Consider the following 25,963-nt stretch of genomic DNA (forward strand, 5'->3'; position numbering starts at 1 on the left):
AGCAACAAAAGCACAAGCTGCATATCGATTTCAGATTGATTTCGGTTTCTTTTTTGAGAACAGTAAAATAGCATGAAGAAAACGAGTATAATAAAAGAGAGCTATTTTTTTATGATACTTTCGATGCGAATGATGACTTTTCCATCATTTTCTTGTAAAATGAAGCAATTGAAGACAAGGAGCGATACGTATGAATGAAGTGTGGCAGGATCGAATCCCACCGCAAAATATTGAAGCTGAACAAGCGGTTCTAGGCTCTGTTTTTCTTGATGCAGAAACGATCATTGATGCCATGGAGTACATAGAGCCAAAAGACTTTTATCGTCGCGGCCATCAAATTATTTTTGAGACAATGATCGAGTTGAACGATCGTAATGAAGCGATTGACGTTGTTACTGTTAAAGACCGGCTAGAACAAGCAAATTTGTTAGAAGATGCCGGTGGTTTAAGTTACCTATCAGATTTGGCTTTAGCAGTTCCGACAGCAGCAAATATCGTCTACTATGCGAAAATCGTTGAAGAAAAATCATTATTGCGTACATTGATTCAGACAGCAACAGGGATCGTTACAAAAGGATTCGAGCAAGGAGAAGAAGTTCAGACGATCTTAGATGATGCAGAACGCAGTATCTTGGAGGTTTCGGAAAAAAGAAATCGAAGCGGCTTTTTATCCATTGCTGAAGTACTGAACTCAACGATTGAAAATATCGATCGACTAGCTCAAAACAATGAAGAAATCACAGGCCTACCAACTGGCTATCAAGGTCTGGACAAAATGACAGCAGGTTTCCAGCCCGAAGAACTAATCATTCTGGCTGCCCGTCCAGCGGTAGGTAAAACAGCGTTCGCATTGAATATTGCTCAAAATGTAGGAACCAAAACAGATCGTTCTGTTGCGATATTCAGTCTGGAAATGGGGGCGGAATCTCTTGTAAATCGGATGCTTTGTGCAGAAGGTTCGATTGAAGCTAGCCATTTGCGTACAGGTCAGCTTTCGGAAGAAGAATGGTCGAATCTGATCGTTGCGATGGGAAGTCTTTCTCGAGCAAATATTTTTATCGATGATACACCAGGGATCAAGATCTCTGAAATCCGCGCGAAATGTCGGAAACTAGCGCAAGAAAAAGGCAACCTAGGCTTGATATTGATCGATTATTTGCAGTTGATTGAAGGGAACGGTAAAGAAAACCGTCAACAAGAAGTATCAGATATCTCCCGCCAACTGAAAAAACTGGCAAAAGAACTGAAAGTACCTGTCATTGCTCTTTCGCAGTTGTCTCGTGGAGTAGAACAGCGACAAGACAAACGTCCAGTACTAAGTGATATTCGTGAATCCGGATCAATCGAACAAGATGCGGACATCGTAGCCTTCTTGTATCGGGATGATTATTATGAAAGAGAAGGCGGAGATGACGATGATGGAAATGAGCCAAAAAATGACAACGTCATCGAAGTCATCATCGAGAAGAACCGAAGCGGTGCGCGAGGAACAGTTGAACTGCTGTTTATCAAAGAATACAATAAATTTTCGTCGCTTTCGCCAAGAGAAGAATTTTAAAGAATAGGTTGTGAAAGCAGCGTTCAGCCTTGCGCAATGACCAAGGGCACTCGTATAAGATGCGACGAGTAACTGCAAGAGTGACTAGAGCACTTAATTAAAACAGATCTCCAAAGGGATTGTGACAAAAGTCTTGTCACAATCCCTTTTTCCGAATAAACGGTGTTCTCCTGCCAACTCCTCGGTCACAAGTCACAATATCATCAAACATGAGAAGCTGTTTTTTGAAATTGCTCCTTGTGACTCGGAGTGAAACGGCAGGCTCACAACCTCTTCCTTAAACGGTATTCAAAAGCTTGCATCTGCGGTAATAAGCCCAACCAAACGAAAAATAGGAGGAGCTATTTTTGTTTGGCTGTTCTTATGACTTGATGCAGGGCAGCTTTTTCACAACCTCTGATTCACGGTGTTCCAGAAGTAGCTTCTTCGGAAATAAGTCGAAATTTCACAAAAATATGAGAAGCAATTTTCGTAAATTCCTTCTTATTTCTTGAAGCTGACCACTTCTGTCACAACCTCTTTTTTTAATAATCATTCTAAAAGGATAAAAGTTCGTTTTTTAAGCGTTTTTATAAAATAAAAATAAAAATCATTCGATTTTATTTGAATTATGTATCTATTATTGATACAATGGTTCAGGATTAAATAATATAGAACGAGGTGTTCACATGTCATCTGTAGTAGTAGTAGGTACGCAATGGGGCGATGAAGGGAAAGGAAAAATCACAGACTTTCTCAGTGAAAATGCTGAAGTGATTGCACGGTACCAAGGTGGCGACAATGCAGGGCATACAATCAAATTCAATGGTGTGACTTATAAACTGCATTTGATTCCTTCTGGGATTTTTTATAAAGACAAGATCAGTGTGATTGGAAACGGCGTCGTAGTCAATCCTAAATCATTGGTCAAAGAATTAGCTTATTTACATGAAAAAGGTGTAGAAACAAGTAATCTGCGTATTTCTGACCGTGCACACGTAATCTTGCCTTATCATATCAAATTGGACCAATTACAAGAAGATGCGAAAGGTGAAAACAAAATCGGTACAACGATCAAAGGAATCGGACCAGCTTATATGGATAAAGCCGCTCGTGTAGGTATCCGCATCGCAGACTTATTGGATAAAGAAATTTTTGAAGAACGTCTTCGTTTGAATCTAGATGATAAAAACCGTCAATTTGTAAAAATGTTTGATTCAGAACCACTTGATTTTGACGATATTTTTGAAGAATATTATGAATATGGACAACAAATCAAACAATACGTCACAGATACTTCGGTTATCTTGAATGATGCCTTAGATGCAGGTAAACGCGTGTTGTTTGAAGGGGCGCAAGGAGTCATGTTGGATATCGACCAAGGAACCTATCCTTTTGTTACTTCTTCTAATCCAGTAGCCGGTGGTGTTACAATCGGAAGCGGTGTAGGACCTTCAAAAATCAATAAAGTCGTCGGCGTCTGCAAAGCCTATACGTCACGTGTCGGTGATGGTCCATTTCCAACTGAACTATTTGATGAAACAGGTGAACAAATCCGCGAAGTAGGACGAGAATACGGTACGACAACAGGACGTCCTCGTCGTGTCGGCTGGTTTGATTCTGTAGTTATGCGCCATTCTAAACGGGTGTCAGGTATTACCAACCTATCTTTAAACTCAATCGATGTATTAAGTGGATTGGAAACCGTAAAAATTTGCACGGCTTATGAATTAGATGGCGAACTAATCTACCACTATCCAGCAAGCTTGAAAGAGTTGAACCGCTGCAAACCAATCTATGAAGAGTTGCCAGGCTGGTCAGAAGACATTACAGGATGCAAAACACTTGCAGAACTGCCAGAAAACGCACGTAATTATGTACGTCGTATCTCAGAGCTTGTTGGTGTACGTATCTCAACATTTTCTGTCGGACCTGATAGAACACAAACAAACATCTTAGAAAGCGTCTGGGCGCAAATCTAAGGATAAAAACGACGACTGAATCAGGACGTTCTTACCAGAGCGAGTCGAAGTGTTTATCTATACGATAATAATCACTTGAAGAGGTAGTGAAAGAGACGTTTAGCCTTATTGCCGATAGGCTGTCTCTTGAACACTGTTTATTCAGAATAAGGGACTGTGACAAAAGTCTTGTCGCAGTTCCCTTTTTTTGAATAAACGGTGTTCTCCTGCCAACTCCTCGGCCACAAGTCACAATATTCAACAAACATGAGAAGCTGTTTTTTGAAATTGCTCCTTGTCACTCAGAGTGAAACGGCAGGTTCACGACCTCTTCCTTAAACGGTGTTCAATCAGCTGACCCTCGGCATTAGCTCAAAAAACGGCAAAATATGAGGAGCTATTTTTATTTGGCTGTTCTTATTACTTGATGCAGAGAAGCTTTTTCACAACCTCCTAAACGGTGTTCCAGAAGTAGCTTCTACGGAAATAAGCCGAAATTTCACAAAAATTTGAAAAGCAATTTTCGTAAATTCCTTCTTATTTCTTGAAGCTGACCACTTCTGTCACAACCTCTTATTTTGATTAGAACTTGCGAAAATAAACCGGTTAAAGTGTGTCTAGCGCAAGAGATTTGCTATAATAGATGATAAGGGTAAAATGTAACGAGAAGGGGTTGAAAAATGTGTATCAAATTGTAACAGATTCTTGTTGTGATCTGCCATACCATGTATTAGCAGAAGAAAAAATTGATTTTTTATCAATGAATCTCCAATTGAATGATCAAGAGTTAGTAGATGATCTCGGAAAGACATTCAATTATGACCGCTACATGAATCAGCTGAAAAATGGTGCGATGCCTACGACATCACAAATCAATGTTGGCCGATATTTAGAATTTTTCCGTTCTTATGCGGAAAAACAGATTCCTGTCTTATATGTGGCTTTTTCCAGCGGATTAAGCGGCTCTTACAGCAGTGCGCTTCAAGCTGTTGAATTACTGAAGGAAGAATATGAAGTCCCTGAGATCTATGTTTTTGATACAAAAGCTGCAAGTATCGGGGAAGGGCTTTTAGTATTGGAAGCTGCAAGATTGAAAAAAGAAGGGAAAAGTATCGAAGAAACCTTAGAGTGGCTGGAAAAAAATTATTTGAAAGTCCATTCATGGGTAACTGTAGACGATTTGAAGTATCTAGAACGAGGCGGTAGGATTTCCAAAGCAAGTGCTACTCTGGGCAGTCTATTGAGTGTAAAGCCTATTATTACGGTAGATAAAGAAGGAAGGCTGACGAATGTTGACAAAGTTCGCGGAAGGAACAAGTCGATCCAGACAATCGTCAATGAGACGGTAAAAACAATCGTTGCGCCACTTGATCAAATCGTTTATGTGGCTTACGCTGGGGATCTAGAGAGCGCGGAGAAGGCAAAACGGCTTTTGGAAGAGCAGATAAAGATGAAAGATGTGAAGCTTTATCCCTTAGGACCAACGATCGCCAGTCACACAGGCTATGGCTGTATCGCGATTTTTTCGATGGGAATCAGTCGATAAAAGCAGTAACTCATTCTGTAAAAAAGCCCAGGATTTGAATGTAACAAAAATAGCGACTCTTAAAAGATAGATGAGCATCCTATCTCTTAGAGGTCGCTGTTTTTTTGTTTTTTAAGCTAAATAGACCGTTACGCCCATAACTCATTCAATTGTTTTTGAATATCTGTGTTTTCCAAGAACTCATCATATGTCGTATCAGCCCGATCAATCACACCTTTATCTGAAACAGCAATGATCCGGTTTGCCAATGTTTGGATAAATTGATGGTCATGAGAGGCAAACAGGATCGAGCCAGTAAATGCCATCAAGCCATCATTCAATGCGGTGATTGATTCTAAGTCTAAATGGTTCGTTGGATCGTCTAATACAAGTACGTTAGCTTTCGAAAGCATCATTTTTGAGAGCATACAACGGACTTTCTCTCCACCAGATAAAACATTCACTGGTTTCAATACTTCTTCACCAGAAAAAAGCATTCTTCCTAAGAAACTTCTTAAGAAGGTGTTGTCATCTTCTTCTTTGCTTGCATATTGGCGCAACCAGTCTAAAATCGTTAGATCCGTGTCGAATTCTTTCGTTGTATCCTTTGGTAAATAAGAATGACTTGTTGTTACTCCCCAACGTACTGTTCCAGTATCTGGTGTAATTTCACCCATTATAACTTTGAATAGTGTTGTTGTTGTTATATCATTTTCTGCGACAAAAGCAACCTTGTCTTCTTTGTTTAAATTAAAAGATATATCATCTAAGATTTTCTTTCCATCAATCGTTACACTTACATTTTCTACCTGCAATAAGTCGTTTCCGATCTCACGTTCAGGTTTGAATCCAACGAATGGGTAACGTCTAGAAGAAGGCTGGATATCGTCCAAAGTAATTTTTTCAAGCATTTTTTTACGTGAAGTTGCTTGTTTTGATTTTGATGCATTCGCACTAAAGCGAGCAATGAATTCTTGGAGCTCTTTGATTTGTTCTTCTTTTTTGGCATTTGCATTCGCTTGGAGTTTAGCCGCTAATTGACTAGATTCCAACCAAAAATCATAATTTCCTACATAAAGTTTAATTTTACCAAAATCCAGATCCGCCATATGTGTACATACTTTGTTCAAAAAGTGACGGTCATGGGAGACAACGATCACAGTATTTTCAAAATTGATCAAAAATTCTTCCAACCAATTGATCGATTGGATATCCAGACCGTTTGTTGGTTCGTCTAGTAAAAGAACATCAGGTTTACCAAATAGTGTTTGTGCTAACAACACTTTTACCTTTTGTCCGCCAGTCAATTCACTCATTTGCTGATGGTGCAATTCTTCAGGGATGTTCAGACCTTGCAGTAAAACAGCTGCTTCTGGTTCTGCTTCCCATCCATTAAGCTCAGCAAATTCTCCTTCTAATTCAGCTGCTCGAATACCATCTTCGTCAGTGAAATCTTCTTTCATGTAGATCGCATCTTTTTCTTTCATCACTTCATACAGACGCTTGTGCCCCATGATGACTGTTTCAAGTACAGTATAGTCTTCATAGTCGTAATGGTTCTGTTTCAATACGGCCATCCGTTCATCTGGTCCCATAGTAACGGAACCTGTGGAAGGCTGCAGATCCCCTGATAACACTTTAAGGAACGTTGATTTACCTGCACCATTTGCACCAATCAAGCCATAGCAGTTTCCGGGGGTAAATTTAATATTCACATCATCAAATAGTTTGCGGTCTGAAAAGTGCAAACTCACATCATTTACAGTAATCAATTTTTTTCCTCACTTTTATCATTATTAGTTTTTGACAAGTCTTATAGAATTATATAGGGGAAAGGTAAAAGATTCAAGGCAATCGAACATTCTTTGTGTTTCACGTGAAACAGAATGAAGAAAATAAACATAAAAGAGGAGTAGAAATAGCTGCTATAGGATTTTTTAGTTTGCAACAGCATAATTTTTGACGTTATTTATAAGAGGGAGTACTATAAAACTGTAAAAGAAATGAAAGAAGGATTGAAAATGGATGAAAAAAGAACCATCGACTGGGGCTCATTGATTTTGGGAATTTTATTTGTACTTGTCTCATTGTTATCATTTCAAGACCCTGTCGGAAATTTAGTTGCAATTGTAGTAGTCTTTGCGATTTTTGCCTTTATTAAAGGAATATTTGAACTGTTTTTACGTAATAAATTAAAAGAGCTAACAGGATATAAAGGAAAGATGCCCTTAATAATCGGGATCATCGATATTCTAGTTGGCGTCTTTTTCTTATTCAATATTGGTGCAGGAGTCGCAGCATTACCTTTTGTTTTTGCAGTATGGTTTATTGCTGATTCCGTTTTAGCGTTATTTACTGCTGACTTGGCAAGAGGAGTAAGTGAAGGATATTATTGGTTTACGATCATCGTCAATATTTTAGGAATTTTATTAGGAATTTTCTTATTGTTTAATCCAATTTCTTCTGCGTTGACATTAAGCTTTTTAGTTGGGTTCTATTTTATGTTATTCGGCATCACACATATCGTCTATGCGTTTAGATAAGTGAAATCAAACAAATAAAAAAGCCAGCTTCCGGTAACAGTTTGACTGTTGCAATTGGTAGCTGGCTTTTTTATCATGGACAAATATGCACGAGGTAATCTTTAGGTGTCGAGACAAATTTATGCAAAAATGTGAAAAGTAATAGGCACAAATTTTATCTTAATACTTGAAACATACCGCAGTTGTCACAACCTCTTGATACACGGTGTTCAAAAGCTTGCATCTGCGGTAATAAGCCCAACCAAACGAAAAAATATGACGAGCTATTTTTGTTTTGCTGTTTTTATTACTTGATGCAGGGCAGCTTTTTCACAACCTCTGATACACGGTGCTCCACCTGCTGCTTCTCGGTAATAAGATCGCCGTCCTAGAAAATATGAGGAACTATTTTCTGTCCATCGTTCTTATTACTCGAAGCATAGCGCAGTTGTCACAACCTCTTTTCATATAATTCATTCAATACTGGCAAATCATGGACTTCATATTTTTCTTTGAATGCTTGGATTTCTTCTTCAGAATATTTTCTTGGATCTAAATGAAGATCTTCTACTGGCAATGGACGCTTGTTATTGATTTTCACATCGATCACTACAGGACGGTCTGATTTTGCGGCTGCATCAAAGGCAAACCGAAGTTGCGAGTATTCTGTGACTGTAAAGCTTTTTGCACCGAGGGCTTCTCCAACTTTACCGAAATCTGCATCTTCTAAAAATACACCGAATTTCTTTTGTTCCGTATCTTCTTGTTCTGCTTCGATGAAACCAAAAGAATCATTAGAAAAAACAACATTGATAATTGGAAGCTGATATTTGACTTGTGTAATGATATCTTGCATGACCATAGCAAATCCGCCATCACCACTTAAGGTAAATACTTGTTTTTCTGGGTAGCTTAGTTGTGCGGCAATTCCTCCAGGCACACCATTACCCATAGTTGCGAACCATCCAGAGGTTGTATGTTTTTGTTTACCGTTCATATTTAATAAGCGAATAGAATGGATAGTCGTGTTACCGACATCTGTGACGAAAATCGCATCGTCTTCAGCAATCCGATTGATTTCTTTATAGACAGCCTCTGGTCGAATCGGTTCTTCCTCACGATCTTCAAAAGATTTCAACCAATTTACCCATTTTTCTTTATTTTCCTGATTTGCTAGGTACCAGCTATCAGCAGGACGAGCATCACCTAATTCGACCAGTCTTTGCAAAGCTGTGTTTGCATCACCGAGAATCGACAGCGATGTTTCATGGCGCCGTCCGAATTTTGACGCATCAATATCGATTTGGATAAATTCAGCAGTTGGATTAAAAAATGCACGTCCAAACGGGAAGTCGCTACCGACAAATAAGATCAGATCGGCTTCTGCCAATGCTTCATTTCCGGGTTTAGTAGCGACACGTCCAGCAAAACCAAGAAAGTTTTCATAATCATCAGGAATAATTCCTTTTGCTAGAACGGAAGCGACAATAGGAACTGAAAAATGTTCTGAGAATTCTTTGATTTGCGGAAATCCGTTTCGCGTTCCTTGACCAACATAAAGAACTGGTTTTTTTGCTTTTTCAAGATAAGGCAAAGCAGTCAGCAAATCTTTTTCTTCTGGTAATATCACACTTGTTTTGTGAGTGTGAGCAGTAGAGAAAGGTTGTTCATCAATTTCTTCAAAACCAAGATCAACAGGAATAGTCACGATAGCCACACCTTTATGCTCATAGGCGGCTTTAATGGCTTCATCTACGACATGTGGAAGACTTTGGGGCGTCATGACTGTACGATTGTATACGCTGACATCTGCGAAAATAGGATTTTCGTTTAATTCTTGGAAAGAGTTATAGTTCATGGATGTAGAAGCAACTTGTCCTAAGAACGCTACTAGAGGCACATGGTCCATCTGTGCATCATACAAACCATTGATCAAATGTGTCGCACCAGGTCCTGCAGAGCCGAAGACAGCGCCGACTTTCCCGGTTAATTTTGCATCTGCTGCTGCTGCTAGTGCACCGACTTCTTCATGACGGACTTGAATATATTTGATTTCGTTTTTTTCGTGATATAGCGCATCCATAATCGAATTGAAAGATCCTCCGGGAATGCCATAAATATGGTCGATGCCCCAGCTTTCAAGAACTTTTACCGTTGCGACTCCTGCATTGATTTTTGACATGGTGTTTCACTCCTTTAGCAATGATGATCCATAAATTTTTTGTATCTAGAGTATAGAACTTTTTATCGAAAATCCCAACTAATTCGTCTTTTCACAAAAATGTAGTCATGTTTTTGGGAATATGCTAGAGTAGTACATAAATAGATTCAAGAGAGGGGAATGGCATGGTTGAATGGCTATTGAGGCTTGATCCTTGGCAGCAAGCACTTGCTGGGACAGCTTTCACTTATTTTATGACAGCTCTTGGTGCCGGATTGGTTTTTTTCTTTAAAGAAATCAAAAAAGAAGTGCTAAATTTGATGTTAGGATTTGCTTCTGGTGTCATGATTGCTGCAAGTTTTTGGTCCTTGCTCGATCCAGCGATTACAAAAGCAGAAGAAAATGGAGATATTGCTTGGCTAGTTGTAAGTATTGGATTTGGTTTAGGTGGGGTGTTTTTATATATGGCAGATAAAACACTGCCCCATATGCATTTTGGACCGCAACATGAAGCAGAAGGATTGCCTACCCATCTAAAGCGGACAATCTTGCTTGTTTTTTCTATTACATTGCATAATGTTCCTGAAGGTTTAGCCGTAGGGGTAGCGTTCGGTGCAGCAGCAACTGCGGATAATCCGACAGCCGCTATACTAGCCGCTGTTTCGGTGGCGCTAGGTATTGGTATCCAAAACTTCCCAGAAGGAGCAGCTGTATCAATCCCATTGCGACAAGAAGGTCTGAGCCGTAAAAAGGCCTTTGTTTACGGACAAGCTTCTGGAATCGTTGAACCAATCGCTGGGGTGATTGGCGCACTACTAGTAACGAAAGTGGAGCTGCTGCTTCCTTATGCACTTGCTTTTGCTGCAGGAGCGATGATTTATGTCGTGGTGGAAGAATTGATTCCCGAAGCACAGCAGACATTGTCTAGCAAACGTCATTTTGCAGTTTTTGGTGTTATGAGCGGATTTATCATTATGATGATCTTGGATGTAGCATTAGGATAATTGGGAAAATTCATATATGATATATCAAATAGGGTCGCGAACTTATGTCGCGACCCTATTTTTAAGTAAGTTATATCATAACGGAGTGATCATGTGATTCATTAATAATAGTTTTTTCGATGTGTATTGCCTTTGATCCAACGAACGAGCCAGATGATAAGTGCGATTGGAATCAAAATTTTGACCGCAAACCATAAAAGGCCACTTACGACACTAACAAAAAGACTGATGACAAAGCTAGCGGCAATCAACACTAAAAGAACCATGAAGATATTTAAGAACATATTTTTTTGACGCATACAAAACCCTCCTCTTGTTCATTCTTTACTATAGAAAAAGTATAACAGGGATTCTCTAAAAACACCTCCAACTGCAGACTGATTTTTACTTCATCTGCTTAAATGATCAAACAATTGCTTTTTCCCTTGTTTATCATCTAAAATAGAGCGGAAAAGGAGGAGAATATCATGCCTAAAAATCGTCTTGAAGCATTTACAGATGCTGTAATCGCCATTATCATGACTATTTTAGTTTTAGAACTTCATGAACCTAACGGAGATACGTGGGAGGCGCTCGCTGCATTAGGTTACCGATTTTTTATCTATATTGTCAGTTTCATCATCTTAGCGATTTACTGGAACAATCATCATCATTTATTTCAAGTTGTACATAAGATAAATGGACGGGTCTTATGGGCGAACAGTTTCTTTATTTTTGCGCTTTCACTTTTTCCATTTGCCACTTCATGGATCAGTGAGTACATCAATAGTCTGGCTCCAGAAATGACTTATGGTTTTGTTACCTTGACCGCTAACATTGCGTATTATATCTTGGCAAAAGAACTTGTCAAAGCAAATAAGGGTCACGAGAAAGCATTGAAGACGATGCTGAATGATTACAAGAAATCATACTTATCGATTGGCTTGAATGTTTTAGGAATTGTCTTAGGCTATTTAGTAGCGCCAGTAGCCGTGCTGATCGCAAACATCGTGATTCTTGCTGCTTGGATCATCCCAAGCCGTACCATTGAATCACAATATCGATAAAATGATCCATGTTTAAAATTTAAGAGAAAAATATAGAAAAAATAAACAAACGATCAAATATCCGAGTGATACTAGTATTCAAAGAGGGATGCAGATGGATCAAAAAAGACTTCATGTAGGACTGATTACTAGTTTTATCACGATGCTTATTTATTTGAATCAAGGTCATTTGACTTGGACAGTAGTTGGTGTCACGGTATTCTTGACATTATTCGCAGCAATAAAAAAATAAACATCTTTATGTAAGCTAATATTCTATCTATTTAATAAAAACATGTTTACAGCAGAATCATACTGCTGTAAACATGTTTTTATTTGTGGAAAAAATTTTTAAAAAAGTGTATCGAAAAAAATCGTTAGTTTTTCCACAGTGGATAACTTTATGATAGCTAAAAAAACAATAGATTAGTTAAAGGAGGCATATAGATTTCTTTTGTCAAGGGATATACAATAGAAATGAATAAATATTAACGAGAATTCAGATGGGGTTAAAAAAGTAAATTCAGAAGAGTGAAAAATAACGAACCAACTATATTTTTAGTGTTATTTTATAGTTAAAAAATAACGATACACTTGTTTTGATTTCTCTGCTACTTCTAAAAACTGCTGCTTTTTCCTTTGAAATGTCTTCAAAAAGTAGGATCAGGTAAAATCTACTGGCAGAAATCAAGGAAAAAGATACCTTCATAAGAGAGAAAAATGATAGAAAAGAAGAAAAATTATTTATAGAACAAGCTTTTTACAATAAATAGATATACCTATATGGGGTATAAAGAAGAACGAAAATTTCTCAATCGATTTAAGTGTCGAATAGGAAAATGTTAAGATATAAAGCATTTAAGCTAAAAAAATAATCATTTTTGATTAAAATGCGTACTTAAATTATGAACGGCTTATGGTAATACTTATTTTTCAAGGAAAAGGACATTTCATTAATAGAATTAATCTGAAAATAGACGTAACCGTTACTTTACTATTTTTTGATAAAAAAACAAAGGGAAACATATCCTGACTGCTTCAATGTGTAAGATGTACACTCCAAATGGTAGAGGTGAAAATCGATTTTTTTGAGAATCAATAATTGAATAAAAAAGGACTGTCATAGGTACACACTGGAATGTATCTGTGACGGTCCTTTTTTATGAACGATTTTATCGAAGACGGATAGTACGTGTCAAAAATAAAAAAGCTACGATTAGAAATAACAATAAAACGTACCCCAAAATAACGACTAGGCGATCCAACTTATTTGTCGATAGGTGTTTGTTTAAAAGCTGATAGAACCATAATCCAATCAGACCTCCTGTTGTATTAGTAATTACATCAGTGATATCCGCTACGCCAATACCGAATAGGAATTGAATAAACTCTGCGAAGAAGCTTACAAGGAAAATGATCCCTAATTCTTTAGAAAAGGAAAGCCCTTTGAAATTGACATTCAAAAGCACCCCAAAAGGAAAAAAGACAATCAAGTTATAAGTGGTCTCGCGCAAAACCGTCGTATTTTCAAAAGAAAAAGTAGAAAAAGGGACGAGATTGACATTGCTATAAGAATAAGTGAGAAATTGTGGAAGATTAAATGACAGCTTGAATAAAATCAACCATAATAGAAAGAATAAATAAATCCCTAATAAAAATTTTGATACATACCGCATAGACATCTCCTCCATTTAAAAAGTATACCATCGAAAACTGCTGAAAAATCATAAAAAAGTATGAAGTTTAAGGACCAACGTAGTTATCGTACGAAAATTAGAAGCTTTTTTTGTTGGGAATCCGGTTTCTTTTAAATGAGTCTAAAATGAGAAAACGTCCAAATATATAACTTAAGTAATTTTTATTCGTTCACTTTTTCCTCTCAAAGATTATTTTTAATAATTATATAAACTACATGCATATATATATTATTTTTCGTATAAAAGTGAGATATGCTATACATGAAAAAATTATGGAAAGATAAGTCTTTCAACACTTTTTTCTTCGGATTCATTCGTTTTACGCTTATTGTATTAATGATATTTACTTTTTTATTTTCTTGATGATAAAAAGAAAAAGTTAGATAATTGCATATATAGTTATATATATAAATTTCAGATAATTCGAATTATTTTGCTGAATCACCTTGACATTGCTTAACGCCAAATGTATTATTTCAATAACTTTCATTATCTTTTAATTATTTCAGGTGATTTATTAATTAAATATGTTGCGCAATTATCTGGTTAATAGGGGTTGAAAAGGGTGAAAGCAGTATAAATAAGAGGGGGATATACATTATATGAAAAAAGTTTTAGCTTTGCTTCTAGTAAGTGCCGTTATGCTGGGAGCATGCGGGAGTAATGCAAAAGGGTCTAGCTCTTCAAAGAAAAGTGACCTTGTATCAGAATATAGTTCTGTATATGTAACAGATCTTGAAACGCTAGATTACACATTCTCATCCCGTAAAACGAATAGTGACCACTATACTAACTTTGTGGAAGGTCTTTTGGAAAATGACCAATACGGGAACCTGAAAGGCGATATGGCTAAGTCATGGGAAGTTAGTGATGACGGGTTGACTTATACGTATCATCTTCGCAAAGGTGTTCCTTGGGTGGATAGTGAAGGAAATGAGTATGGGGCTAATGTGACAGCAAATGACTTTGTTACTGGGTTGAAACACGCGGTAGATGTACAATCAGAAACGTTATATATCGTGGCAGATAGTATCAAAGGCTTATCTGATTATATAGATGGTAAAACGAATGATTTTTCTACTGTTGGGGTAAAAGCAGTAGATGACTATACGGTGCAATACACATTGAATAAACCTGAACCATTCTGGAACTCCAAAACGACTTACGGTATCTTATATCCAATCAATGAAGAGTTCCTAAAATCAAAAGGGAAAGATTTCGGTAAACCAACACCAGACTCCATCCTTTATAATGGACCCTTCATCCTTGCAAACAATACAGCTAAATCAGTTATCGAATATACGAAGAATGAATCTTATTGGGATCCTAAAAATGTCCATTTAGACACAGTAAAATGGACCTACAATGATGGAAGTGATCCCGATGGGTTATTTAAATCTTACGAAAATGGAGAATTATCTCTTGCTCGTGTTTATCCAAATTCACCAGGATATAAAGACGTAACAAAAGCTTATCCAGATGGTGTGACTTGGTCTCAAACAGGTGGATCCACATACAATTTAACATTTAACTTTAACCGAGGTACATTTGATGCAACTTCAAAAACAACAGATAAAGAAAAAGAAGATACACAGAAAGCTATTTTAGACCGCAATTTCCGTTTAGCTATTCTATTCGGATTTGATAAGAAAAGCTATAACGCACAAAGTGTAGGAGAAGAAGGAGCCACTAAAGCATTACGTAATACACTTGTTCCTGCCGATTTTGTAGAAATTGGCGGAAAACCTTACGGTGATACAGTGGCAAGTAAATTAAAAGCACTGGATTCCGATGCTTTTGGCGATGTAAATTTATCTGATGGACAAGATGGGTATTATAACGCAGACAAAGCCAAAGAATATATGGAAAAAGCAAAAACAGAACTAGAAGCAAAAGGTGTGCAATTCCCTATTCATTTAGATATGCCAGTTGAGGAAACTTCTGAGATTAGTGTCAACATGGTCAAATCTTTGAAAAAATCAGTGGAAACTTCTTTAGGATCAGATAACGTAGTGGTTGATGTTCAACTATTGAATGAAGATAAATATTTAGCTGCTACTTATCAAGCGACGACCGGACAAGCTGGCGACTTTGACATTACAAATGCCTCTGGTTGGGGTCCAGACTACACTGATCCATCTTCTTACTTGAATATCTATGATTCACGCAAAGGGGATATGATCCATACACTTGGACTGGAAGCTTCTGCCGTAGTACAAGGAACGGATCCATCAACTGCTGCGAAAAAAGCAATCAACTTGTCTGAATACGACGCATTATTGGATAAAGCCGCTGCTATCACTGATGATTTAGATGCTCGTTACACTGCTTATGCAGATGCAGAAGCTTGGTTGTTAGATAATGCTTTGCAAGTACCAATTTATGCAGATGGTGGGACGCCGCGTGTCACAAATGTAGTACCATTTAGCGGATCATATGGTTGGGCAGGTATTGCTGCAAACAAATTGAAATATGTAGAAGTACAAAGCGATATCGTCACAACAGATCAATACGACAAAGCGAAGAAAGCTTGGGAAACGAAAAAAGAAGAAACTGCGAAAGAAGCAGAAACAACAAGTTCTAAGTAATTTAGCTGAATGAATAGTAAAAAAGGCTTTCAATTTCTATTGTAGCCTTTTTTACTTATATGATGAAAGAGAGGGAAAATTGTGAAAAGATACCTTTTATTTAGGGTCCTGCGCTCTATACTTAGTATTTTTCTTGTAACTACCTTAACCTATGCGGTGATCTATTCACTTGTTCCGAGAAAAACGATATTTCAAAATGATGTGAATTACGGAAAATTAAAGGCAAAACCAGATGAACTGGCAGATTATGAAAATACAGCATTCAGCAAGATGGGTTATATCGAATACCACACGACGAAAGAACTGAAAAAAGAAGTAGGAAGCAGTTCATCAGAAAAAGCCTCTTCTGAGCAGTTAGAAGAAAAATACCAAGATTGGGCGAAGAAAAATGGTTGGACGCTCAAACAATTTCCAATCAGCAAAGAATATTATGCGACAAAAGATATTCCATTAGTAAAACGCGTAGTGAATTTCTATGCGAATATGATCCAAATCGATCACCCATGGAAAGTAAAAGATGCCAGCAATCCTAACTTAAAACATTCTCTGCGTATCGAAAACGATGAGTTGGTCGGTTGGGCACTTGTCGGTTCAGGAACACAATATAAATACCAAATCTATTTCAATGGACAATTTCCTTATATCCATCAAAATATCGTTCATTTGAATCTAGGCACTTCATATCCGACATTTGCCGGACAAGCGGTAACAAGCATCATCTCAGGAGGACAAGGGAAAACAGAAAGTACAGAGACAACATTTAATGATGATTTTACAGCGCGCTCTTCTGCTAATATCTATCTCCGTCAATATCAGAAAACAAAAAACATCTCTTCACGAGACAAAAAATATTTTTCTGATAATTACGTCATCACAGACACGAATCACCAAGACCCATCGATGATCGGTACATCATTTCGTATGGGAGCTATCGCTGTTATTATTGCTTATGCGATCGGTATACCTGCTGCGATGTTGATGGCTCGTTACAAAGGGAAGATACCAGATAAAGCAGGGATCGCTATCGTAACGGTGCTGATCTCCGTGCCAAGTCTAGCCTTTATCTATTTCTTCCGATTTATTGGAAGCAGCTGGTTTTCTTTGCCAGATTCCTTCCCAGCATTGGGCGCACAAGATATTCGCTCCTATATATTACCGACAGTGATTCTAGGACTATTGTCTGTTTCTGGAATCGTTATTTGGCTGAGACGTTACATGATCGACCAACAGTCTTCCGATTATGTTAAATTTGCGAAAGCAAAAGGTTTGAATGCGAAAGAAATTGCTAGAAAACACATTTTCAAAAATGCAGCTATCCCAATCGTCAATGGGATTCCAGGAAGTATCATCGGAGCGATTGCTGGGGCGACGATCACAGAAACAGTGTTTGCTGCACCAGGTATGGGGAAAATGCTACCTGATGCGATCATTACCCATAACAATCCATTAGTTATCGCAATCGTTTTTGTCTTTACCACAGTATCCGTATTTTCAATCTTAGCCGGGGATATTGCGATGGCATTAGTCGATCCGCGAATCAAACTATCGTCAGGAGGAAAATAGCTTGGAAAATGTGAAAACAGAACAAATGAACGAATTCATTTTTGTAGAAACGAATTCGTTAGCTTCAGAAAAGATTGATACGCCGAAGTATTCGTATTGGCGTTCGGTCATGCGTAAATTCTTTTCAAACAAAGTTGCGATTTTTATGCTGATACTGATGCTGGCTGTCTTATTGATGAGCTTTATCCAGCCATTATTCAGCGGATACAAATTTATGGATGTAAAAGATATCAATGACTTTACGAAACGCTATAATCCACCAAGTGCAAAATTTTGGTTTGGTACAGATGCTAACGGCATGTCCTTATTCGATGCAGTTTGGGCAGGGGCGAAAACATCGATTTCCATCAGTGTCATTGCTACATTGATCACTACAGTTATTGGTGTAGTAGTAGGGGCGATTTGGGGAACATCGAAAGCAATTGACCGTTTCATGTTGGAAATTTACAACATCATCTCGAATGTGCCAACTTTACTGATCGTTATCGTTCTCTCTTATACGTTTGGTTCGGGATTTTGGAATTTGATTTTTGCGATGTGTGTGACGAGCTGGCTGAGCGTAGCTTACTTTATTCGGGTACAAGTCATGATCATCCGCGACCGCGAGTATAATTTAGCCTCAAAAACACTAGGAACACCGACCTTGCGGATGATTTTTCGTAATATCCTGCCTTATCTGATTTCTATCATCGTGACAGATGTATCTAGAGCGCTACCTTCGTTTATTTCATATGAAACCTTTCTTTCATTCTTAGGCGTTGGGTTAAGCAGTGATGTTCCTTCCCTCGGACGATTGATCGCAAAATATACGAATAACATGAGCAATTACCCTTATCTTTTCTGGATTCCTGTGACTGTACTGGCGTTAGTTTCTGTTTCTTTATACATCGTAGGACAAACTCTTGCAGATGCGGCAGATCCAAGAACACATATTTAGGAGGCAAACAATGGAGAATCAAACAATTTTATCAGTAGAAAACATCTCGGTCAGCTTCCATGTTCGTCACCGCGAATTAAAAGCGATCAGAAATGTCTCATTAGAGCTAAAAGAAAAAGAAACATTAGCCATCGTTGGTGAATCAGGATCAGGAAAATCAGTTCTGACAAAAACATTCACCGGGATGCTGGAACAAAACGGCAATATCACTTCAGGAACGATCCGCTATAAAGACAAGATATTAAGCGAATTGAAAAAGGATGAAGAATGGGAAGATATTCGGGGAAAAGAAATCGCGACGATCTTCCAAGATCCTATGACTTCACTGAATCCTATCAAAACAATTGGCTCACAAATCTCAGAAGTCATCATCAAACACCAGAAGAAATCAGCGAAAGAAGCGAAACGCTTAGCTGTCGAATTGATGGAAAAAACAGGAATCCCTAATGCGGCAAAAAGATATGATGAATATCCTTTCCAATACTCTGGTGGGATGAGACAACGGATCGTCATTGCTATTGCATTGGCTTGTCGACCTAAAATCTTGATTTGTGATGAACCGACAACCGCTTTGGATGTAACGATCCAAGCACAAATCTTGGAACTAATCAAAGAGCTTCAGGAAGAATATCAATTCACAACGATTTTTATCACCCATGATTTGGGCGTTGTCGCGGCTATAGCAGACAAAGTAGCTGTTATGTATGCTGGACAGATCATCGAAAGCGGAACAGTTGAAGAAATTTTTTATGATCCAAAACATCCCTATACATGGAGCTTGCTTTCTTCTTTACCACAATTAGCACAAAAAGGAGATGTGCTTTACTCTGTACCAGGAACACCACCTTCTTTATATAAAGATATCCAAGGAGATGCTTTTGCGCCTCGCAGCGCCTATGCGATGAAGGTCGATTTTACTAGTGAACCGCCTATGTTCCAAGTATCCGAAACCCATTTTGCGAAGACTTGGCTGCTGGATCCTCGTGCACCGAAAGTACTTAAACCAAAACAAATCGAAAATCTTCATGAAAAAATGATTGCTTTGGCTGCAGAATTGGATAGTGAAGAGCAAGACGGGGGGAAGCAAGTTGTCAGCTGATAAAAAAACTTTGTTAACTGTAAAAGATTTAGAAATCACTTTTGGAGAAGGAAAAAGCAAGTTCGTAGCTGTCCAAGACGCCAACTTTGATATTTATAAAGGAGAAACGTTCTCTCTCGTAGGAGAATCTGGTTCAGGCAAAACGACGATTGGCAGAGCAATCATTGGGTTAAATCCGACAAGCAAAGGGGATATTCTCTTTGAAGGGAAAAAGATCAATGGTCCCTTGTCGAAAAAAGAACAAGCAGAAAAAATCCGTAAGATCCAAATGATATTCCAAGACCCATCCGCATCGTTGAACGAACGGGCAACAGTAGAATATATTATCTCAGAAGGTCTCTATAATTTTAACCTGTTCCACTCGGAAGAAGAACGTTTGGAAAAGGTGGCAAAAATCATCAAAGAAGTCGGACTACTTCCAGAGCATATGTACCGCTATCCTCACGAATTTTCCGGCGGTCAAAGACAACGGATCGGGATCGCTCGTGCATTAGTGATGGAACCTGAATTAGTCGTAGCGGACGAACCAATCTCTGCTTTAGATGTTTCGATCCGTGCGCAAGTGTTGAACTTACTGAAAGATGCACAAAAAAAACGAGAAGTGACATATCTTTTTGTCGCTCATGATCTATCAGTCGTACGTTTTATTTCAGATAGGATCGCTGTGATCAGACAAGGACATATTTTAGAACTAGCTGAAACGGAAGAGTTATTCAACCATCCGCTTCATCCATATACAAAGGCATTGCTTTCAGCTGTGCCTATACCAGATCCTATTTTAGCAAGGAAAAGAAAATTACATGTGTATGATCCTAGCATACATGATTATACAAAAGACGGTCCGGTTTTCGAGGAAGTACGCCCCGGACATTTTGTATACGGGAATCAAAAGGAATTAGAAGCGTATCGAAAATTGTGAGATCTGCAGTTTGACTGGACACCGAAAGTCAGGTGATCAAACATGATAGTTAATCGATATTTTGGTAAAAGCAAGGGGAAGACAGAGAAGTCTTACCCCTTCTTAGTCCACAAAGGGGTGGATGAATTGGAGGATTGTTTATTTTGTAAAATAGTGAATGGAAGATTGCACCGAAGAAAAATAGTTGAGAGTGAAAATATTCTTGTATTTTTAGATAACGCAGGAGATGTCGATGGTCATATGATCGCTCTAGTCAAAAAACATCGGGTCAATTTAATTGATTGCGAGCAAGAACTATTTATTGAATTGATGAACGTCATTCGAGCGGTTTCTCTTCATTGCGTCGAAAATTGCGGTTTTGATGGCGTCAATTTGATCAAAGCAGAAGATGAGACAGTAGAAGAACATGTCTCTCACCTTCATTTCCATATTATTCCTAGAAAAAAACAAGATGGGGTGGATGCTTGGCCCTTATTTACCGGCGCGATGAATGATTTAGAGACTATGCACCAGCTTCTTGATATGAGACAAAGGACAGGAGAAAAATCCAGTGCATAAAAGAGAAGAATGTACGCTCTTAGATACGATTCATTCGGTTTTTAATAAAAAAAGATAAGGTAGCGAGTTGCTTAGAAAACTTGCTACCTTATCTTTTTTTGTTAATACGACTCGAATGTTCGTTCTTTGTTTTGACTTTTCCAAGCCTTTTTCTTCTTGATACTAATTTTATGAAAAATCAAGAAATAATTGTTATACTAGGTAATGCTGACAAACGGGATTGGTATTTCATTTTGATTCAGCTTCTTTTCAAATCACTAGGAAGGAGGGATAGATTGTTCAAGACTTATTTTCGTTTCAATAAAATACAAGATAATCCTTTTCGTATCATGAACCTGATGCTACTTATCTTTATCGTATTATGGTTAGGTTACATAAATCATGACTTTTTGATTTCAAGTTTTTCATCATTAGGGATCTTTACTTTTTTCTATTATCAAAACATACCGATGAAATCTTTGCTGAAACGTATGTTTTTGATCGGTTGTGGACTTTTGTTTGCTTTCGTTCTAGGGATTTTGTCAACTTATGTTTTATGGCTTGAACCATTTGCTGTAGCTTTGGTTGCTTTTTCCAGCAGATTCGTGTTGCGATTATTCCATATCTCTAAACCAGGTGGCTTGTTTTTTGCGATGCTTTCTGCCATGGGAACGAGTATGCAGCTGCCAATCGCTCAATTACCGATCGTCTCGCTTTATTTTTTTATGGGTGTCGTTTTTGCCCTGATTGCGGCAGTGATTACAAAATTACTGGATTCACGACCTGAGCAGACAATTGAAAAAGCGACTCTAAAAGAAAGGTTTCATGAAGAGCCTTTGGTGATCATTGATTCTGTTTTCTACAGTGCCGCCTTGTTTCTGTCCGTTTATGTCAGTCATGGCTTGAATCTGCATAATCCTTATTGGTTGACCTTGTCATGTGCATCGATTTTGCTGGCGGAAAATTTAGATGCGATGAAGCATCGACAAGTCCAATATCTGATTGGATCGATGGGTGGGTTATGTGTGTCAGCAGTCTTGTCATTTGTGCCGTTCACGCAACTGCAGACGATTTTTCTGATTACGTTTCTTTACGGAATCGCACAATTTCTAGTTGCTAGAAATTACGCAGTTGCTAATATTTTTCTTAATCCCATGGCGTTGATGCTATCTACACTTATTCGCGGGGCCTATCTGATGTCTTTGATCGAATATCGTTTTTTAGGAATCATCATAGGAAGTTTCATCGGTTTAGGTGTTGCGTGGGTAATGACGGTTGGTTTGCAACATTATTTAACGGTTGTTCGTCAAAAATTAGAATAGAAGGACAAATATATGTGCCAAAAGAGGTTATGACAAGATTTTTGTCACAACCTCTAATTCAAGGTGTTCAAAAGCCAGATTCTCAGCATTAAGTCAAATTCACACAAAAATGTGGAAAGGAACTTTCAAAAAAATTTTATATTTATTCTATCAAAAAATTTTGTTTATGATGGTAACTGAATAAACTTTCCTGAGATGGTCAATGCTTTCTTTGAAAGTCTTACAGATATTCTTTCTTCATAGAAAGTTTAAGTTTTATAGTTAGTGTACAATAAAAGTATGTTTATACCATATGGTGTCCGGATAATCAATCATTTAAACAATGAGGTTCAAAGATATGAAAAGGGGAAATTTGATGAAGAAAATAAGCAATGAAATCCAAATTCTGGCAGAAACTTTAACTCTTCCCAAAGTCGTTATAGAGCAAATGATTGTACAAGCAAAAAACATCCTTGATGAGGTGTTTGAGCAATATAGTCATGAACTAATGGATCCTAATAAAGCAAAGGCGACTGCAAAGAAAATAGACAAAGTCTATGAAGAGGAACCTTTTGCAGCATTAGCTATTTATCTATATGCAGCTTCTCAAAGTTGGAAAAAAATTTATCAACCATTGAAGATTCCAAGAACTATCTATTTGGCAACAATGAATGCTTTTACTAGATTTATTCATGAACATTTCCAAGTAACAGGAAGCTATCGCTTTGACCGTGGTTTTTGGATTTGGCATCACACTAGTGGCTTGATCTTTCGGATTGGTGAATTGGAGTACGAAATGACATATTTTCCGAAAGGGTACACGGATCTAAGATTAGAAGGAAAGAAGTGCCTTTCTCTTCATATTCCTTCCGATGCAGATTTATCTCAGAATAAGATAAGAGATAGTTACGAAAGTGCCATTCGTTTTTTTGAACTTTATTTTCCTGATTACCATTACCAAGTGATGTACACAGATACTTGGTTACTATCACCCAATCTTACTAAATGGTTGAAAAAAGAGTCAAAAATCTGTCTTTTTGCAGCCGATTATCGATTATTATCAGTTGATGAACAGGACGATAGTGGAGTCCCTTGGATCTTTGGACGAGTAGATGCCCAAATACATGATTATCCAGAAAGTACGAGTTTACAGCGACAAGCAAAAGAGCAATTGCTTGCAGGCGAGCACATTGGCTCTGGCTTAGGTATTCTCACTTCATAAGTTTAGTACTTCGAAATAGTTTAAAAGAGCGTGAGACAAAAGTAAAGAACACTTTTGTCTCACGCTCTAAACACGTATAAACGGCGGAAGCAGAAACAACTCCTTCGGAAATAAGAAGAAATTCACAAAAATTTGAAAAGCAATTTTCGTGAATTTCTTCTTATTTCTTGGAGTTAACGCTTCTGTCCCAGCCTCTTTCCTACGATTAGTCAAGTAAAAGGTGTAAGAAAAATAGCTCATAAACGAAAGCGACAAAATCAAGGCACACCAAATAAAGCCCCGTTCGTAAAAAATTTTCGATCTGGGCAAAGAAGTGGTATACTGTAAGTGGTTTAGTTAATGGTCCACTGAGACCGCGTACGCATAGTCGTACTCTGTATGTGCCCTAACCATAGCGTGCATACATTTCAGAAGCTTGTTCATACAAGCAACTGTGGCAACCTTATCTTTCTTAGGGATAGGTTGCTTTTTTAATTTGTAGTAATAATCGACAATATGATTAGGAGCTGCGCGTTGCTGGCGAATCATATTTCGAATGGTGAAGAAAATAATTTTCCGTGCTTTGGGATTACCACGCTTATTGATGCGGTCTTGGCCAGTATACTTACCTGAATGATACCGTCGGATGTCAATTCCGACAAAGGCATTCAATTGTTTATGGGTTTTAAATCGTGTGATATCTCCTAATTCACCGAGCAATAAAGCGGCTGTGAGTGCGCCAATCCCAGGGAACGTTTGGTACAACAAAAAGCAAGGAGAGCCTTCGGCTTTTTTGATCATTTGTGTCGCCAGTGCTTCTTTTTGTTCGAGTAAATCTTGGAGAAGTTCGGCGTAATAGATCGTTTTTTGACAGTGGATACTGTCTTTTTCAACAGCTGGATAGGCACACTGTGCATAGTGGATGATTTGATCTGCCTTTTGCTCGGCACGATTCGCGGAGATTTTTTTCCGTGTTTCGTTGATCAGTTTATTTTTTATTTTTGTCCGAGTAGATGCCAATACAAAATCTGGATGGGGAAAAAGACGGATCAATGTCAATGCGTAAGGGGTCAGCCTGTTTGAAAAGAACTGTTCAAGCTCTGGAAAAGTCAACTGAAGGCAGTTGTGTAAATCCATGCGCAGACGAGTGATTTTCTTCTCAATTTCTTGATAAAAACGGGCTAAATCGCGCATCTCTAAGTAAAAATTGCTTTGTACTTCTTTTGGCTGACGTTGATTTTTAAGATGAGTCTGTGCGAGCCGATGGGCATCCGATTTATCTGTTTTCCAACTGCGTAAGGTGTTTTCTTCCATCTGCTTTTTCGCTTCTAACGGGTTTAACAAACAGTAAGAAAAGTGATGATCTTGAAAGAACTTTTCGACTGGTCTGGAATAAATCCCCGTTGCTTCAAAAACAATCAATGGACGTTCAGGCAAGTGCTGGATCTCTTCGAGTAATGCATGAAATCCTCTTTGAGTGTGTTCGATCTCGTCTTCAAATAAGCAGGTGTCGTCTTTGTATAGGACACTGTAGCTGTGTCCCATTGAAACATCTAATGCAAGAATGTAAGGCATTTGTTTTCCTCCTTTTTAAGTTTTGAAAGAACTTTACTGCTTCATTTCGATTCCAATTTCCTATACACGGGCTCATGGCCCCAACATACGTAAACCTGATTCTAAAATGACAGTAAAGAAGTTCGGTTTTTGATAGGGACTCGTAGTCCTCAAGGCTTTGTTCGAACTTTCTTTCATTCTTCACTATAATCTAAAAATAGAAAATAGAGGAGAACATCATTCGTCAATGATGTTCCCCTCTAATCTTAGTATGTTTTTAGTGTTCTATCGAACAAACAGTACGTTCAATAGGTAAACTAGCTATAACAATAGATATTAAAGTTAACGGACAAGAGGGCCTTTTTTAGGTAGCTAAAACGTAATAATGAAAATTTATTTCTAGAGATAGGAGTCAATCAGCTAGTCTGATCGACTGTTTTAACAAGTTGACTTTCTTTTTAACTTTTGATACCATTTAAAACACAAATCGTAATTGTTTCGATTTGTGTTTTTTAGCATGACTACAATCAAAGAAGAAAGTGGGTCGTCCATATGGAAAAAACAGATATCTCAAGTGCATACCGCCGCTTGAAAAGCCCAAATATCAAAACACGAAAACGTGCGCTGAAGATCATCAAAGATGTGAAACGGAATAGTGGGAAAAGGTAAGAAGAAGGAAACTTAATTAAAAAAATAGCCGAAAAACGTTTTTTGGCTATTTTCAATAATCGGTTTTTGTGTAAGGTTTCCGAAAGAACTGCTGTTGATTTTCCATTTTTAACATATGATAAATTGGTAGAATCTTTCTTTTCAAATTGATACCATTCCCTAA

21 protein-coding genes are annotated in these 25,963 nt (G+C 37.9%); 16 read left to right on the top strand and 5 right to left on the bottom strand.

Translation table 11 applies throughout. The features are described 5' to 3' along the window. The first annotated feature begins 190 nt into the window (after window positions 1–190). From dnaB to QK255_RS00070, 3 genes are all read left to right on the top strand, one after another. Complete coding sequence (gene dnaB, locus QK255_RS00060) at window positions 191–1,558, top strand: replicative DNA helicase (protein WP_002288373.1); 1,368 nt, start codon at window positions 191–193, stop codon at window positions 1,556–1,558. A gap of 668 nt (window positions 1,559–2,226) precedes the next feature. Next, window positions 2,227–3,519 carry an adenylosuccinate synthase gene (locus QK255_RS00065; RefSeq protein WP_002288375.1) on the top strand — a complete coding sequence of 431 codons (1,293 nt, stop codon included), beginning with the start codon at window positions 2,227–2,229 and terminating at the stop codon, window positions 3,517–3,519. Between the two features lie 661 nt (window positions 3,520–4,180). Further along, window positions 4,181–5,044 carry a DegV family protein gene (locus QK255_RS00070; protein ID WP_002329773.1) on the top strand — a complete coding sequence of 288 codons (864 nt, stop codon included), beginning with the start codon at window positions 4,181–4,183 and terminating at the stop codon, window positions 5,042–5,044. Between the two features lie 128 nt (window positions 5,045–5,172). Here QK255_RS00070 and QK255_RS00075 read toward each other — a convergent pair whose 3' ends face one another. Beyond that, window positions 5,173–6,795 (bottom strand): ABC-F family ATP-binding cassette domain-containing protein, encoded by a 1,623-nt coding sequence (locus QK255_RS00075; RefSeq protein ID WP_002292637.1) that lies wholly within the window; start codon window positions 6,793–6,795, stop codon window positions 5,173–5,175. Between the two features lie 249 nt (window positions 6,796–7,044). Between QK255_RS00075 and QK255_RS00080 the strand changes: the two genes are divergently transcribed. Beyond that, window positions 7,045–7,566, top strand: a complete 522-nt coding sequence (locus QK255_RS00080; RefSeq protein WP_002342318.1) for an HdeD family acid-resistance protein — start codon at window positions 7,045–7,047, stop codon at window positions 7,564–7,566. 430 nt (window positions 7,567–7,996) lie between these two features. Here the strand turns inward: QK255_RS00080 and spxB are convergent, their stop codons facing one another. Next, window positions 7,997–9,727: a pyruvate oxidase gene (gene spxB, locus QK255_RS00085; RefSeq protein ID WP_002292641.1), complete on the bottom strand. Its 1,731-nt coding sequence runs from the start codon at window positions 9,725–9,727 to the stop codon at window positions 7,997–7,999. Between the two features lie 164 nt (window positions 9,728–9,891). Between spxB and QK255_RS00090 the strand changes: the two genes are divergently transcribed. After that, window positions 9,892–10,710 carry a ZIP family metal transporter gene (locus QK255_RS00090; protein ID WP_002292643.1) on the top strand — a complete coding sequence of 273 codons (819 nt, stop codon included), beginning with the start codon at window positions 9,892–9,894 and terminating at the stop codon, window positions 10,708–10,710. A 101-nt stretch (window positions 10,711–10,811) separates the two neighbouring features. Here QK255_RS00090 and QK255_RS00095 read toward each other — a convergent pair whose 3' ends face one another. Continuing rightward, window positions 10,812–11,009 carry a hypothetical protein gene (locus QK255_RS00095; RefSeq protein ID WP_002292644.1) on the bottom strand — a complete coding sequence of 66 codons (198 nt, stop codon included), beginning with the start codon at window positions 11,007–11,009 and terminating at the stop codon, window positions 10,812–10,814. A gap of 168 nt (window positions 11,010–11,177) precedes the next feature. Between QK255_RS00095 and QK255_RS00100 the strand changes: the two genes are divergently transcribed. Together QK255_RS00100 and QK255_RS00105 are read left to right on the top strand one after the other, a co-directional pair. Then, entirely contained in the window at window positions 11,178–11,756 is a 579-nt protein-coding gene (locus QK255_RS00100) for a TMEM175 family protein (protein WP_002292646.1), read from the top strand. A 94-nt stretch (window positions 11,757–11,850) separates the two neighbouring features. Further along, a complete protein-coding gene (locus QK255_RS00105; RefSeq protein ID WP_283341624.1) occupies window positions 11,851–11,988 on the top strand; it encodes a hypothetical protein in 138 nt (45 codons plus the stop codon). Window positions 11,989–12,907: 919 nt separating this feature from the next. Here the strand turns inward: QK255_RS00105 and QK255_RS00110 are convergent. Further along, the gene (locus tag QK255_RS00110) at window positions 12,908–13,411 is read right to left on the bottom strand and encodes a VanZ family protein (RefSeq protein ID WP_283341562.1); all 504 of its coding nucleotides are present in this window, start codon (window positions 13,409–13,411) and stop codon (window positions 12,908–12,910) included. Between the two features lie 623 nt (window positions 13,412–14,034). Here QK255_RS00110 and QK255_RS00115 point away from each other — a divergent pair. The 8 genes from QK255_RS00115 (at window position 14,035) to QK255_RS00150 (ending at window position 23,598) form a co-directional block, all read left to right on the top strand. Beyond that, complete coding sequence (locus QK255_RS00115; RefSeq protein WP_002292651.1) at window positions 14,035–16,020, top strand: peptide ABC transporter substrate-binding protein; 1,986 nt, start codon at window positions 14,035–14,037, stop codon at window positions 16,018–16,020. A gap of 81 nt (window positions 16,021–16,101) precedes the next feature. Then, window positions 16,102–17,583 carry an ABC transporter permease gene (locus QK255_RS00120; RefSeq protein WP_002329769.1) on the top strand — a complete coding sequence of 494 codons (1,482 nt, stop codon included), beginning with the start codon at window positions 16,102–16,104 and terminating at the stop codon, window positions 17,581–17,583. Between the two features lie 25 nt (window positions 17,584–17,608). Continuing rightward, window positions 17,609–18,520, top strand: a complete 912-nt coding sequence (gene oppC / locus QK255_RS00125; RefSeq protein WP_047928056.1) for an oligopeptide ABC transporter permease OppC — start codon at window positions 17,609–17,611, stop codon at window positions 18,518–18,520. A gap of 10 nt (window positions 18,521–18,530) precedes the next feature. Continuing rightward, window positions 18,531–19,619, top strand: a complete 1,089-nt coding sequence (locus QK255_RS00130; RefSeq protein ID WP_002292656.1) for an ABC transporter ATP-binding protein — start codon at window positions 18,531–18,533, stop codon at window positions 19,617–19,619. Next, complete coding sequence (locus QK255_RS00135; RefSeq protein WP_002292658.1) at window positions 19,609–20,538, top strand: ATP-binding cassette domain-containing protein; 930 nt, start codon at window positions 19,609–19,611, stop codon at window positions 20,536–20,538. Before QK255_RS00130 ends, QK255_RS00135 begins: the two co-directional genes overlap by 11 nt. A gap of 126 nt (window positions 20,539–20,664) precedes the next feature. Beyond that, entirely contained in the window at window positions 20,665–21,096 is a 432-nt protein-coding gene (locus QK255_RS00140; RefSeq protein WP_002336611.1) for an HIT domain-containing protein, read from the top strand. A 275-nt stretch (window positions 21,097–21,371) separates the two neighbouring features. Next, window positions 21,372–22,397, top strand: coding sequence for an FUSC family protein (locus QK255_RS00145; protein ID WP_002341113.1), 1,026 nt, complete (start codon window positions 21,372–21,374; stop codon window positions 22,395–22,397). Window positions 22,398–22,719: 322 nt separating this feature from the next. Then, on the top strand, window positions 22,720–23,598 hold the full coding sequence (locus QK255_RS00150) for an acyltransferase domain-containing protein (RefSeq protein WP_025479738.1): 879 nt from the start codon (window positions 22,720–22,722) through the stop codon (window positions 23,596–23,598). A gap of 336 nt (window positions 23,599–23,934) precedes the next feature. Here QK255_RS00150 and QK255_RS00155 read toward each other — a convergent pair whose 3' ends face one another. Next, window positions 23,935–25,152 (bottom strand): IS110 family RNA-guided transposase, encoded by a 1,218-nt coding sequence (locus QK255_RS00155; RefSeq protein ID WP_002329618.1) that lies wholly within the window; start codon window positions 25,150–25,152, stop codon window positions 23,935–23,937. Window positions 25,153–25,683: 531 nt separating this feature from the next. Between QK255_RS00155 and QK255_RS00160 the strand changes: the two genes are divergently transcribed. Then, entirely contained in the window at window positions 25,684–25,800 is a 117-nt protein-coding gene (locus QK255_RS00160; RefSeq protein WP_002288644.1) for a putative metal homeostasis protein, read from the top strand. Window positions 25,801–25,963: the final 163 nt, after the last annotated feature.

Source organism: Enterococcus sp. ZQ21 (genome assembly GCF_030053755.1).
In the GTDB taxonomy this organism is placed as follows: domain Bacteria; phylum Bacillota; class Bacilli; order Lactobacillales; family Enterococcaceae; genus Enterococcus_B; species Enterococcus_B lactis.